We start from the raw sequence: 13,687 nt of genomic DNA, 5'->3' as shown, positions 1-13,687 counted from the left end.
GGCTCCATGGGTTTGTTATCAGAAAGCAGATTACTTCTGCGTACCTTCTTCAATTTTCGGCGGATACTTCAGGTCAGCCGCTTTACGCATTTTTGCAACGTCTTTGGCGGTGACAGTTGCCGCTGCCGGATTTCCGAATTGCGTGCTGACATAATTACTCAGTGTCGCAATCTGCTCGTCATTCAGCTGATTGGCAAACGACGGCATCATGATTTCGCCCTTATCCATATGACGCTGCACGCCATTAAGGATAACGGAAACCTGATTTCTGTTGTCGTAAGAACCGGTACTGGTATGACTGAACAGCGACGGATACGCATGGAAGCCCTCGCCACTGCCTTCACCGCCTTTGCCGTGACAGGCTGCGCAGCTGGCATTAAACAGGGCGGCGGCTGACTGGTCGATTGTCTGACCTTCAGCACGCAGCGGATAAACGTCCTGATTTTTCTGGCCCCATTCATCGCGCGGTTTGGTTTGCTTGTCATCACCGATCGCCGGAACCGAGCGGATATAGGTCGCAATCGCGTTCAGGTCATTGTCTGTCAGATGTTGCAAACTGTGCTCGATGGCTTCAGACATCGCACCGGAAGCTGACGCTTTGCCCGCCACAAAACCGGTTTTCAGGTAAGTTACCAGTTCCTGATGCGACCAGTTGCCGATCCCGGCGTTTTTGTCCGGCGTGATATTAAACGCCACCCACGAGCCTAAATCACCGCCGGAAAACGCTTTATCGGTATCCATGCCCATGGTCAGCGTGCGCGGTGTATGGCAGGTGCCGCAGTGTTCCAGCGCTTCCACCAGATATGCGCCGCGATTCCAGTCCGCTGATTTGGACGGATCGTTTTTCAGCTCGCCTTTATCGAAGTTAAACATCTTCCACACGCGCATGCCCCAGCGCTGGTTAAACGGGAAAGACAAATCCGTTTGTGGCCCGGCGGAATGTACTGCTGGTTGCGACATCAGATAGGCTTTGATCGCCAGTACGTCTTCACGTTTCATTTTGGTGAAAGAATCGTAAGGCATTGCGGGATACAACTGCTGTCCGTCTTTGCCGACGCCTTCACGCACCGCGCGAACGAACTCATCGTCACTCCAGCTGCCGATACCAAATTCCTTATCAGAAGAAATATTGGTGCCGTAAATCACCCCGAAAGGGGATGCCAGCGGATAACCGCCGCCAAACTTCGCGGTTTTATCTGCACCCGGTGCGGTGTGGCAGGCGGTACAGTCACCGGCTATTGCCAGATACTCACCGCGTTTAATCATCTCCGCATTGCCTGCTGCATCATCAGCCCAGGCGCTGGCTGCTGCCATTAACGGCAGCGCCGCCAGCACGAATTTCATTTTCATTGCTCAATCCTCAGAAAATCAGGCCAGGCTTTTCAGCACCGCGTCAGCCATACGTAATGCCAGCGCGGTTCCGGACAGCGTGGAATTCACTGTCGAAGCAGAAGGCATAATGCCGGTACCGGCAATAAACAGGTTCGGGTGGTCATGCGTACGGCAATTTCCATCCACCACGGAATCTTTCGGTTCGCTGCCCATGATCATGGTGCCGGTAATGTGCTGGTTGTTGTCGTAAACGCCACGTTTGCTGTACACCACTTCGGTGCCGCCCATCTCTTTGACGATTTTCTGGAAGTCGAGCATCGACTGGTCATAGCCGCGGTGAACGTAGTCCGGGAATTTGTAGTGAACCTCCAGACGCGGGATCCCCCATTCGTCTTTCTCGGTCTTGCTTAGTACCACGCGGTTTTCAGGCTCCGGCAGCATTTCCAGCAGGCATTTCAGCTGAATAAAACGCTCGGACTGGTAGGTCAGTTTGTCGTTAAGCGCTTTGCCGTAATATCCCTGACGCACCAGGCGCTCGGTCAGATAACGCACCGGCGAGGTGTTGGCGACGTCGATACGTAACGCAGAGCGTTCGCGGCGGAAATCACCATCACGCAGATTATTGATACTGCCCGGGCGCATCGGGCCGCGACCGAAATACACCGGTTCATCGGCATAGAATTCAACGGAAGTACCCGGGTGATCCATCAGGTTGCGGCCAACCATACCGGAACTGTTGGCGATGCCGTCCGGGTATTTGTCACTGGTGGACATCAGCAGCAGTTTCGGGCTTTCGATGCCGTTGGCGGTCAGCACAAAGCGTTTGCCGGTGACTTTGTGGGTCACTTTGTCTGCATCGAGATAATGCACGGCCACGATTTCACCGCTGTCATTGGCTTCGATTTTGTACACCACGGCGTTGGCAATCACGCGTACACCGGCTTCAATGGCTTTGCGCGCGGAGATACCGCCGTGATATTGCGCGTCAATCGGACAGACCGGCATACAGTTGTTGTTGCCACAGCAGGCAGGACGGCCATCGTAAGGAATACTGTTGCGCGCCTGTGGGCCGATACCCAGGATGTAACCGAGTTTGGCAATGCGTTTACTGATGCGGTCGAACCCGTAAGGTAGCGGAATACCCGGCAGCGGATAAGGCTGCGAGCGCGGGGAGTCCAGCGCATCATCACCCGAAACCCCCATCTGAATTTCCGCTTCGGTGTAATACGGCTCCAGCTCTTCATAGCTGATTGGCCAGTCGCGACCCACGCCATACAGTGTTTTGATCTTCATGTCGTTTGGCAGCAAACGGAACGCCTGTCCCGCCCAGTGCCACGTCGTACCGCCGACACCGCGCAGATATTGCGCAGCATAGAGATCCGGGCCTTTCTGGATCAGATAGTTGTTATCTTTTGGCTGGAACTTCGGTTGCGGAGCCCAGGGTTTGGGCGGATACGGCTCGGTGAAATCGCCTTTCAGCGGTGACTGACGGAACAGTTCTACCGCTTCATCGCGTTTAATCACCGGCCCTGAATCGAGCATCAGCACGGAAACGCCGGCTTTCACCATTTTCAGCGCAGCCAGCGAACCGGCTATACCCGCACCAATAACAACGACATCTGCATTAAGTGCATCAGCCATGAGCAATCACCTCCGTGGAATTTTGTTGCAGTGCAGCAGGCTTGTTGACCCAGAAATTCGGTTCACCCGGCGCATAACTTGGCGGCAGCAGGTTATTTTTCAGCAACTGATAGCTGACGATATTTTCGAATCCGATACATTTCTGGCTGCCAGGCTGACCCACCACACCGAGATACCAGCCGCTGACCAGTTGCTGATACAGCTGCGCCAGCTCTGCCGGTTGCGTGGCCAGCAACTGATGCAAATCTTCACCGACAACATTTTTGTGCGTGGTGATCAGCGCTGAAAGGGCATCCAGCTGCGTGTCGAGCTGCGTATTATTTGATGACTGATGATTTTGTGACTGATGCAGCCAGCTGTAGAGCGCCTGAGCGAGGTGCGGTTCGAGCGTGTCCATGCCGGTCAGCTGTTTAGAAAGTGCCATAAAACTGTCTGGCATTGTCACAGCAGAAGCCAGCGGTGGCGCGGCATGGGCGAGGGTGGCAAATACGCCACCGCCCAGCATCTGGCTACCGATACCCGCAACCAAGACGCCCGCAGTGCCGAGTATCCACCGGCGACGAGAGAGATTGATCATGCTGAAAGTCCGTAAATGTTCCGTATAAAACGGCCACGGGCGTGGCCGTCAACAAGAAGGAGTAATTAAAAGTGCCTGTTATTTCAGGACGCTGGCCGCTTTTTCTGATGACTGATTATCGATGTCCTGCTTCGGTGTGCTGACACCGACTGCACCAACCACTTCACCGTTGATGGTCAGCGGGAAGCCGCCACCCAGTGCCACTGCGTGCGGGATTGCCAGCACGGTAGTTTCACCGCCTTGCAGGCGCTGCATGAATTTCAGCGAAGGAGCGTGATACAGCGCTGAAGTGCGTGCTTTACCGATGGAGGCCTCAACGCATCCGGCAGGAGAACCGTCCAGACGCTGGAATGCCAGTAATGAACCAGACGCATCAACAACAGCAACGCAACCGGTGCTGTGTTGCTCAGCAATAGTCGATTTAACACTGTCGATGACTTTTGCAGCCTGCGCGCTATCGAGCTGAGGATGCCCGGCGGCGAAAGCGGAAGTGGCAGAGAATAATAAAGCGGAAGCACAAATCACAGCACGTGCTGTGTGTTTTTTAACAGACATAGACTCATCCCTTGTAGCGGTAGCAAAACATTGCTTAAAAAAGATCTGGAAAAATAATTGCATTAAATCAATATCTTTAAAATTCAGTGGCGTCATGAGCTGAACACTTGATGTGTTTCTTAATGCCATGCAGATGAAGCGGGTATTGAATTTTGTTTCCCAGATGTTAATTCAATTAACAAGCGTGAAAAAGTGACGGTTGCGGGTGGTAACTAATTTTCAGGAGATTTTGTGAGGGTATTTTGGGCAAAACGGGCTTGCAGGCCTTGTTAAATAAGGACTGAACATTTTGTGCGGTTATGTACCAGATGATCCGTTTGTATTAATGAAATGTGATGAAGTTAACAAAAAAAAGCCTCCGCGACGGGAGGCTTTGCAGTAAATCGTCCGGTGTTACTGCCCCGGTTGCCAGCTGCTGCGGCATTCATCGCGGCGGAAGCTCAGAACGCGGCTGCGGTTCGAGACGAGTTTGACGTTGTAGCCCTGGAAATAAAGACAAAAGGTTTTTTTCCACGGCCCGTCGTCGGGAAGTTCCACCAGCAAACGGCCAGCCCCCAGCGAGGTTAGCTGGCCGCTGGCGCGCTGAGTGCCAACGCCAGTTCGCAGTTTGTCGCCGTCGATATCAAAGGCGGCTTTTGACTCAGGATGATACCAGCGCCCCTGGACCATCTTCAGGCAGTCATTGGGCTCGATTGGCCGGAAGTAACGTGGCGCGTGGCCGATTTCCCCTTCAATGGCATGACCATTCCAGCGCAAGCGCATCGGCATATGCGCCGAAAGTGTAATGGCCTCACCGGCATCTTCGCCCTGATACAAGTTATCGGCGGAACCGAGATAACTGGCGGTGCCGTTACTGACTTTCAGCCAGTAAGGATCGGCGATGCTGGAATACAAACCGTCCGGCAGGGCGTCGCTGCGGGCGGGAAGCGGTGATGCGAGTAATGCGGACATCACTTCCAGTGCGTGCGTATAGGCAGTGGTATCTTCACGGTTGGACACCAGCGCGATGCCCGCGTCCAGTTGCGGGTGAAGCAGGAAATAGGTTTTGTATCCTGCATGGGAACCGCCATGGCCGTAAACCGTATGTTCACCGATTTGCGACGACGTGGTTCCCAGCCCGTAGGCGGAAGGGATATTGCCGTGCAGATGGCGTTGCGCGGTCAGCGTTTTCAGCACGCCTGCACCTGGACCGCTGTCGGCCAGCAGGCTTTGCAGCCAGACGGAAAGCGACCGTACGCTGCCGGTCAGACTGCCGGAAGCCGAAAGATGTAATCCGGCGACCGCTGTTTTCCAGCCGCTCGTGTCCTGCCAGTAACCGGGCACCAGATTGGGCACAATATCAAACCAGGTTTCCGGCGCGTGAAAGGCTATATCAAGCGGACGCGCGATGTGTTCCGCCAGCAAATCGTCAAACAAAATGCCTTTTTGTCTGAGGATTTCTTCCACCAGCCGGTAACCGGTATTGCTGTAGGAAATCTCGGTGCCAGCGGGGAAATTCAGCGCGCCGTCCTGCGCGAGAAATTCCATAATCGCCTCCGCATCGCTGACGTTATAAACCGAAATCCCCAGCAGGGAGAGCGTTTCGCGTACATCTGGCAACCCGCCCGTCATGTCCAGTGCCTGACCGACAGTCACTTCAGACATCGGCGGTTTCAGGTCAGGCAGATACTGACCGAGGCGGTCTTGCGTTGAAAGTCCGGCATCACTTTTCAGTAAGGCCAGCGCCGCGAAAATATGCTTGGTGACTGAAGCATAGCGAACCACGGAATCAATGCTGAAGGGCTGCGAAGTGGTCAGATTGGCCAGGCCACCGGTGGCGAAACCGCGCAGTGTTTTACTGTCGAAAAGAGTGATTGCCCCGCCGGGCTCACCGGGTTTATCCCAGTTTTGAGTAATGCGTTTTGCTGTCGCCTCAGCGGCTTGCCACTGTAAATCAGAGGTCATGAGAATCTCCACAGACTGTCTATCAGTGAATAAGAGGGCAGCCGGACTGCCCGTGAGACCGGAATAATGTCCGTTTGTGCAACGGTTATTCTGGCTCCTCTAAACTGAGACTTAACGATCGTAGTTCTGCTGTATGCGGGTGGGTGACGTTGCCCGTCCGTAAATCGTCTGCGCTCAGAAGCTCGACCATTTCACCACCAATCATTACGCCAATGCTGGTGCAAAGATGCGTTACCACGGCCAGATTGTGGCTGACGAGAATATAAGTCAGTTTCCGCCGTTCACGCAGGTCGCTTAGCAGATTGAGGATCTCCGCCTGAACCGACACATCCAGCGCCGAAGTCGGTTCATCGAGCAGTAAAATTTCCGGTTCCGAAATCATTGCCCGCGCAATGGCGACACGCTGACGCTGTCCGCCGGAAAGCTGATGCGGGAAACGAAAACGCACCGCCTGCGGCAGACCGACTTCGCTCAGGGCATCGGTTATGCGCTTCTCAATGTTGAGAAAACCATGCACGATCAAAGGTTCGCTGAGAATGCGGTCGATGGTCTGGCGCGGATGCAGCGAACCGTACGGATCCTGAAACACCATCTGCACGCGGCGGAAGAAGCGTTTCTGGCGTACCGGCAGTTGATCTTCACCGCCGATTACCATTTCTCCTGACCATGACTGATTCAGTCCGGCCAGCGCGCGTAAAATGGTCGATTTTCCGGAGCCACTTTCGCCGACAATCCCGAAGCATTCGCCCGGCGCAACGCTAAAACTCACGCCTTTGACCACTTCGGTCTCGCCAAAAGCAATCCGCAGATTGTTCAGAATAATTTTGCTGTTATCTGCATCCTGATAGAAAAGAGGGGATTGGTCAGTCATGAGGTTTTCCATGCTTCGTCACGCACCAGAACCGGCAGTCTGTCACGCGGATGTTTCAGCGACGGCAGACATTCCAGCAACCCGCGGGTGTAAGGATGTTGTGCTTTCAGCAGGTCGCCCGCCTGTAATGTTTCGACGATACGGCCTGCGTACATCACAGCCACGCGGTCGCAGAATTTGGATACCAGCGGCAAATCGTGGCTAATCAGGATCAGCCCCATACCGCGACTGGATACTAAGTCATCCAGAAGGCGTAAAATCTCGGCCTGCACGGTGGCGTCCAGCGCGCTGGTCGGTTCATCGGCAATCATCAGTTCCGGATCCGGTGCCAGCATCATGGCAATCATTACGCGCTGGCCCATACCGCCGGACACTTCATGCGCATAGCGTTCGGCGACTTTATGCGGGTCGCGGATACGCACCTGATCCAGCAATTCTATGGCGGCGTTCATCGCCTGTTTTTTCGAACCGCCTTTATGCGTCTGCCACGCTTCCGCCACCTGTTTACCAATGGGCATGACCGGATTGAGCGAGTATTTCGGATCCTGCAAAATAAATCCGACGCGTTTGCCACGTATCTGCCGCATCTGCTTTTCACTGGCGTTGCGCAAATCAATACCGTCGAAAGACAGCGTTTCAGCACGGCATTTTGCACTTGAAGGCAACAGGTTCATCAGGCAACGTGCGGTCAGGGATTTCCCCGAACCGCTCTCGCCGACAATCCCGAACTTTTCTTTACCCAGTGACAGCGAAACGCCGCGAACTGCGTCGAAACTGCCGCTGTTGGTCTGAAAGGTAATATGCAGATCTTTGATATCAACCAGCATCATTTCTCCTTAGGATCGAGGACGTCGCGCAGGCCGTCGCCGAGGAAGTTAAACGCCAGTGAAGTGACAAAAATCGCAATGGCTGGGATCAGCGGCACCCACCATTCGCTGAACAGGAAACGGCGTGCAGTGGCAATCATTGCGCCCCATTCCGGCGACGGCGGCTGAGCGCCCATCCCCAGAAAACCCAGGCTGGCAGCGGTGATAATGATCGAACTCATATCCAGCGTGATGCGCACCACCAGACTGGGCACGCACAGCGGCATGATATGGCGAAGCACAATACGCGCCGGTGTCGCGCCGGTCAGGCGGCAGGCGGCAATATAATCCGTGCCGCGCACCTGCATAGTTTCAGCGCGGGCGAGACGGGCATACGGCGGCCAGGCAGTAAGGGCGATCGCCAGAATGGCACTTTCGATACCAGGCCTGAGTGCAGCCACAAAGGCCAGAGCCAGGATCAGACGCGGGAATGCCAGGAAAATGTCGGTGATGCGCATCAGAATACGGTCAAGCAATCCGCCTGCGTAACCGGCCACGCAGCCGATCAGCAGGCCAAGCGGGGCAACAATCGCCACCACAATAATCACCATCCCAAGCGTGATACGTCCGCCATAAAGAATACGGCTCAGGGTATCGCGTCCCAGTTCGTCGGTACCCAGCCAGTGCAGGGAAGACGGTTTTGCCAGACGGTGTGCCAGATCCTGCGCACCCGGATCATAACTGGTCAGCCACGGCGCACAGATGGAAATCAGCAGGACGATCAGCACGGTGAACAGGCCGGTGACGGCCAGCGGATTTTTGCACAGACCAAGCCAGATGCGGTAACGACGGCCCCAGACGGCTTGTGTCCGGGTATGCGGCGTATCGGCCAGCAGCCAGGCACGGCTGCCCGCGCGGGGTTGAGGTGTGACAGGAAGAGTGCTCATTTTACGCGGGGATCCAATAGTCGGTAGAGAAGGTCGGCCAGCAGGTTAAGCAGCACGTAAATCGCGCCAATCAGCAGCGTGGAGCCGATCACCGGGTTCATATCCGCATTCATCAGCGAGACGGTGAGGTATTGCCCGAGGCCGGGCCAGGAGAAGACGTTTTCAGTCACGACTGCGCCTTCCAGCAAACCGGCATACGTCAGTGCAAGCACCGTAATCAGCTGTACGCCGACCGTCGGGAAAGCATGTTTCCAGATGACGCGTTGCGCAGAAAGCCCTTTCGCGCGGGCCGTTATCACATATTCCCCGCCGAGTGCGTTGAGCATAAAAGTACGGGTCATGCGGGTGATGTAAGCCATGCTGAAATACGCGAGGATCAGCACCGGCTGGGCCATATGCGCAAGAGCATCCCAAAATGCGCCCATGTCACCGGCCAGCAGAGAATCAACGGTAAGCAAACCGGTGACTTGCGGGATCATGTCCTGATAAATGATGTCCTGACGCCCAGGTCCCGGCGCGATACCCAGCGCGGAATAGAAAATCAGCAGGCTGAGCAGCGCCAGCACAAACACCGGCAGGGAGTGACCGGCCAGACACACCACGCGGATCGTCTGATCAATCCAGCTGCCCTGACGCGTTGCCGCCCAGACGCCCAGCGGAATACCGACAATAGCGGCGATAATAATGGCCGCCGTCGCCAGTTCCAGCGTTGCCGGGAAAAAGCGCGCGATATCGGTGGTCACCAGATTGGAGGTCAGGGCAGAACGGCCTAAGTCACCGTGAAATACCTGACTGAGATAATGGAAGAACTGCATCCAGAGGGGCTGATCCAGCCCCATTTCATGACGAACCCGTTCGACGACTGCCTGCGGGGCATTATCGCCAACCGCAGCCAGAACCGGGTCTGTCGGCATCACGCGACCGATGAAAAAAGTCACCACCGACAGACCAAACAAAGTAAGACAAACGCTGATGCAGGTACTCAGAAATCCTTTGAGTCTCTTGCTCACGCTTTAACAACCTTCTCGTAAGGGCTGGTGCTCATTACTGTTAATACCACGCCGGAAATCACGTTTCGGCAGGCGGCGGTCATGGTGGGTTGCAACATGATGGCAAACGGGCTGTTTTCCATATGTCTGGTCTGCAACTCTTCGTAGAGTTTGATGCGGGTGGCCGGATCAGACTCTTTCAGCGCTTTGGTGCTGAGATCTGAAATGTCTTTATCCTGCCAGCTGCAACGCCATGCCAGCGTGCGGCTCTTGGCTTTGTCGGTGTTATCCGGGTTGCTGCAGAAGGCTTCTGCATTGGAGTTCGGATCAAAGTAATCCGCGCCCCACTGGGTCATCGCCAGTTGCTGCTGGCGCGCACGCATTTTAGTCAGCACCTGACGGCTTTCGGCAGCCAGCAGCGTGACTTTAATCCCGACTTCGGCGAGGTTAGATTGCAATGCCTGCACGATGTCAGAAGAAGGCGAGGCGGAGTAGTGATCGAGGGTGATTTCAAAACCGTTTGGGAAACCGGCTTCGGCCAGCAGCGCTTTGGCTTTTGCCACATCACGTTTGTACATAATGGTATTCACCGCCGCAGGGAAACCTTCCGGCAGGAAGCTCTGGTGGATTTTGTGGGTCAGCGGCACGATATGCTGCTGGATGTTTTCGTAATCGATGGCCCATTTGATCGCCTGCCAGACCTGCGGTTTGGCAAGATTCGGATGCGCGGTATTGGCAGAAAGCATAAAGGTGCCGGCAATGCCTTTCTGTACCAGCGTGAAGTTTTTGTCCTTCAGCAGAGGACGTAACTGTTCGGTGGTCAGGTTACGCGCGATATCGATATCGCCTTTCTGCAACATGAGCAACTGGGCAGAAGGGTCGATGATGTGACGCATGATGATGCGCTGGATTTTGCCTGCGTGCGGGTTGTTTTTGTTGCTTTCGAGAATCACGGATTCGCTGACTTTCCAGTCGCGCAGTTTGAAAGCACCAGAACCGGCGCTGTTTTTCTTCAGCCAGGCGTTACCCAGATCGTCACCTGCCTGATTGGCCAGGCAGGCAGATTTTTGCACGATACTGCCCACGTTCGCGGTCAGGCAATACAGCAGGAAGGATTCAGAAGCAGGTTCGGTGGTCTGGATCACCAACGTTTCGGCGTCCGATGCGGTAATCAGGCTGTCGACGTTGTCTTTGGTATAGCCAAACTGGTTGATGATGTAGGCCGGGCTCTTGTCGAGTTTCACCACACGCTGCAGGGAAAATGCGGCGTCTTCGGCGGTCACAGGTTTTCCATCGGCCCATTTTGCTTTCGGGTCGAGTTTGAACGTGAAGGTTTTTTTATCGTTGGAAGCGGTCCATGAAACAGCCAGATCGCCTTCGATTTCATCAGGGGAGGCCAGTTTTGGTTTCACCAGTTGCTGGTACATATTGCCGGTAATTTCACTGCCCACGGACTCGAAGCTTTCATGCGGATCAAGGCTGGTAATGATATCAAGCTGGATAGCCATCACCAGAATTGAGGCCGGTGTGGCAGCAAACACAGCATCGAATTTCAGGTAGGACAGAACAGGTATTGCGGAAAAACCGGTAACAAATTGACGCCTGGTAACCATAACTACTCCCATCGTGTTGATATATAAAAGTAAAATTAAAAATTACGTTGGCCAACCCTTGACTTAACTCCGGGCAACTGGCTTAAATGAAAAACCGTTGCTTTACACATCCCGACGTTTCATATCGAAAAAACTAATGTGAAGCGTACTGTGCTTGTTCTTTGCTGGTGCAATTTCACGCGGTGAGTGCACCCTGTCGGAACAAATCTCCGTTGTCTTAGCCATGCTCAATCAAAGGTAGACCTTTTTTATGAATAACGTAGCGCACGGAACTGAAGAATTAATGCCGGTTTTTGATGGACATAACGATGTTTTGCTACAACTTTGGAACGAACATCGTCAGGATCCTGCACAGACATTCCTTCAGGGACCCGCCAGCGGACAATTAGACCTGCCGCGCTGTCGTGACGCAGGCTTTGCCGGCGGGCTTTTCGCCGCCTGGGTGCCTACTCCTGAAGTAGATCTAGCAATTAGCGTGCCTGATCGTACTGTGGACACCCGTTTTCTGCCGGAAGGTACTCAAAAGCATCCTGATTTTTCCCCGACACCTTCTTTCGATTTTGCACGTGACGTCACATTTGGCATGATGGCGTTCCTGCTCAGAATCGAAGAACAGTCGCAGGGAAAGGTGAAAGTTTGTCGTACCGCGCAGGAAATCAGACAGTCGATAGATAACCATGCATTAGCTGTGGTTATGCATATTGAAGGGGCGGAAGCGATAGATGAGGATTTATATAATCTGGATGTGCTTTACAGCATGGGGCTGCGTTCTCTCGGGCCAGTCTGGAGTCGCCCGAACATTTTCGGCGAGGGTGTGCCATTCAAATACCAGACATCGCCGGACACCGGACCGGGGCTGACCGATGCGGGTATCCGGCTGATCAAAGCCTGTAACCAAAAACGCATCATGATTGATTTGTCACATCTGAACGAAAAAGGCTTCTGGCAGGTGGCTGAACTGAGCGACTCGCCGCTGGTGGCCAGCCATTCCAATGCGTTCAGCATATGCCCGATGTCGCGTAATCTCACTGATAAACAGCTTGGCGCAATCAAAGAGAGCAGCGGTTTTGTCGGGCTCAATTTTGCTGTGCCATTCCTGCGTGAAGACGGCAAACGCAGCGACGATACCGGCACAGACATTATGGTACGTCATGTGGATTATCTGGTTGAACATCTGGGTGAGGATGGCTTGGGCTTCGGTTCGGATTTTGACGGGGCATCGATGGCACCGTTTATGAAGGACGTACGCGGTCTGCCGGTGCTGGTTGAAGCACTGCGCAAAGCGGGGTATGGCCAGGCGTTGCTGGAGAAAATCTGTTACAAGAACTGGATTAATGTGCTGGAACGTACCTGGGGGCAGTAAGGCTTCGGGAAAAATGTTCGCGGCAAAAGAAAAGGCAGCCATTTCTGGCTGCCTTTTTGCTGTTTCGGGCTCAGACTTATTTGAAGAAGTCTGCGCTGATGGTGAGGTTACCACCGCTTTTGTTCTGCCACTGACGAGTGATGTGGTAGAACTTGGCGCCTTTGGCAGCTGCACGGTTTGCCACTTCCTGTGAAACATCCGTGGTGCTGTTGAAGTGACCGGTGAAGGTCGTGGAATCAAACGGCACCATCTGAGCGGCGGTCACGTCATTCACTTCCTGAATTTTCGCGCCGTTGGTTGCTGTGACGGTGTAACGTTTACCAGTAGACGACTGTGTTTCGAAGAAACGGCCGACTTCACGGCTTGGACTGCCGGAAGATGCTACGCCTGGGATCTCAACTTTCTTCGCTTCTGCGCCACCGGCTGCCAGTGCTGCACGGCCTGCATCAGAATCGGCAGGAATAGCATCAGGTGACTGAACCACGCGTTTTGGCGCATCTTTCTTATAAATAAACGCAGTGATGTACTGGTTGCCGCCGCTGTTGGCATCAATCTGGCGGACGATGAAGAAGGAATAAGCCCCTTTATCTTTCGCCGCTTTTGTAATGGCATCGTTAACGTCTGGCTGGCTGCGATAGAAACCGCTGACAGTCACAGTATCAAAAGGCTCAAGTCCATAAGCGACGTCTTTCGGCAGCTCTACCACGCCATTAATGACGCGATAATGGGGATCTTTGCTCACTTCCGGCGCATCTTTTTTATAGATATCTGCCACTACACGCCAGTTACCGCTATTGTTAGTGCTGTTGGTATCTTGAATATAAAAATAATCTGCACCCAGCGTATCGGCACGGCGGGACACGGCATCAGCCGCATCGCCCAGCGTGTTGAAACGCCCGGTAATAACAATGCGATCAAAAGGCTTAATGGCTGCAGCTTTCTGTGGGCTAATTTCCTGCGCGGCATGTGCAGCCGACAGCGCAGAAACAGAAAACAGGGCCGATGCGATGATCGTTTTTGTCAGCTTCATAAAAAATCCTTTCACCTTG

Annotated in this window: 12 protein-coding genes; 1 reads left to right on the top strand and 11 read right to left on the bottom strand. The window is 54.0% G+C overall.

Translation table 11 applies throughout. From position 1 onward, the window contains the following. Window positions 1-30: 30 nt before the first annotated feature. The 10 genes from ACJY2G_RS13815 to ACJY2G_RS13770 all read right to left on the bottom strand — a co-directional run bounded on the left by ACJY2G_RS13815 (window position 31) and on the right by ACJY2G_RS13770 (window position 11,275). Window positions 31-1,350: a c-type cytochrome gene (locus ACJY2G_RS13815; RefSeq protein ID WP_430320204.1), complete on the bottom strand. Its 1,320-nt coding sequence runs from the start codon at window positions 1,348-1,350 to the stop codon at window positions 31-33. Window positions 1,351-1,368: 18 nt separating this feature from the next. Further along, window positions 1,369-2,973 (bottom strand): GMC family oxidoreductase, encoded by a 1,605-nt coding sequence (locus ACJY2G_RS13810; protein WP_430320205.1) that lies wholly within the window; start codon window positions 2,971-2,973, stop codon window positions 1,369-1,371. Then, a complete protein-coding gene (locus tag ACJY2G_RS13805; protein WP_430320206.1) occupies window positions 2,966-3,550 on the bottom strand; it encodes a sugar dehydrogenase complex small subunit in 585 nt (194 codons plus the stop codon). Before ACJY2G_RS13805 ends, ACJY2G_RS13810 begins: the two co-directional genes overlap by 8 nt. A 78-nt stretch (window positions 3,551-3,628) precedes the next feature. Continuing rightward, on the bottom strand, window positions 3,629-4,105 hold the full coding sequence (locus ACJY2G_RS13800) for a GlcG/HbpS family heme-binding protein (RefSeq protein ID WP_430320207.1): 477 nt from the start codon (window positions 4,103-4,105) through the stop codon (window positions 3,629-3,631). 393 nt (window positions 4,106-4,498) lie between these two features. Then, window positions 4,499-6,049, bottom strand: a complete 1,551-nt coding sequence (locus ACJY2G_RS13795; protein WP_430320208.1) for a serine hydrolase domain-containing protein — start codon at window positions 6,047-6,049, stop codon at window positions 4,499-4,501. An 85-nt stretch (window positions 6,050-6,134) separates the two neighbouring features. Then, the gene (locus ACJY2G_RS13790) at window positions 6,135-6,920 is read right to left on the bottom strand and encodes an ABC transporter ATP-binding protein (protein WP_112288696.1); all 786 of its coding nucleotides are present in this window, start codon (window positions 6,918-6,920) and stop codon (window positions 6,135-6,137) included. Continuing rightward, window positions 6,917-7,747: an ABC transporter ATP-binding protein gene (locus ACJY2G_RS13785; protein WP_095922004.1), complete on the bottom strand. Its 831-nt coding sequence runs from the start codon at window positions 7,745-7,747 to the stop codon at window positions 6,917-6,919. The genes ACJY2G_RS13790 and ACJY2G_RS13785 overlap by 4 nt, the downstream gene beginning before the upstream one ends. Further along, on the bottom strand, window positions 7,747-8,673 hold the full coding sequence (locus tag ACJY2G_RS13780) for an ABC transporter permease (RefSeq protein WP_430320209.1): 927 nt from the start codon (window positions 8,671-8,673) through the stop codon (window positions 7,747-7,749). The genes ACJY2G_RS13785 and ACJY2G_RS13780 overlap by 1 nt, the downstream gene beginning before the upstream one ends. Continuing rightward, window positions 8,670-9,683: an ABC transporter permease gene (locus tag ACJY2G_RS13775; protein WP_112288693.1), complete on the bottom strand. Its 1,014-nt coding sequence runs from the start codon at window positions 9,681-9,683 to the stop codon at window positions 8,670-8,672. The genes ACJY2G_RS13780 and ACJY2G_RS13775 overlap by 4 nt, the downstream gene beginning before the upstream one ends. Next, complete coding sequence (locus ACJY2G_RS13770) at window positions 9,680-11,275, bottom strand: ABC transporter substrate-binding protein (protein ID WP_439291835.1); 1,596 nt, start codon at window positions 11,273-11,275, stop codon at window positions 9,680-9,682. Before ACJY2G_RS13770 ends, ACJY2G_RS13775 begins: the two co-directional genes overlap by 4 nt. A 250-nt stretch (window positions 11,276-11,525) precedes the next feature. Between ACJY2G_RS13770 and ACJY2G_RS13765 the strand changes: the two genes are divergently transcribed. After that, window positions 11,526-12,638 (top strand): dipeptidase, encoded by a 1,113-nt coding sequence (locus ACJY2G_RS13765; RefSeq protein WP_439291834.1) that lies wholly within the window; start codon window positions 11,526-11,528, stop codon window positions 12,636-12,638. Window positions 12,639-12,714: 76 nt separating this feature from the next. Here the strand turns inward: ACJY2G_RS13765 and ydgH are convergent, their stop codons facing one another. Beyond that, the gene (gene ydgH / locus ACJY2G_RS13760; protein WP_112288690.1) at window positions 12,715-13,668 is read right to left on the bottom strand and encodes a DUF1471 family protein YdgH; all 954 of its coding nucleotides are present in this window, start codon (window positions 13,666-13,668) and stop codon (window positions 12,715-12,717) included. Between the last annotated feature and the right edge of the window lie 19 nt (window positions 13,669-13,687).

The sequence above is a fragment of the Rahnella sp. ATs2 genome, from assembly GCF_051851855.1.
Lineage (GTDB): Bacteria > Pseudomonadota > Gammaproteobacteria > Enterobacterales > Enterobacteriaceae > Rahnella > Rahnella variigena.
This window is presented reverse-complemented; position numbering and strand designations above follow the sequence as displayed.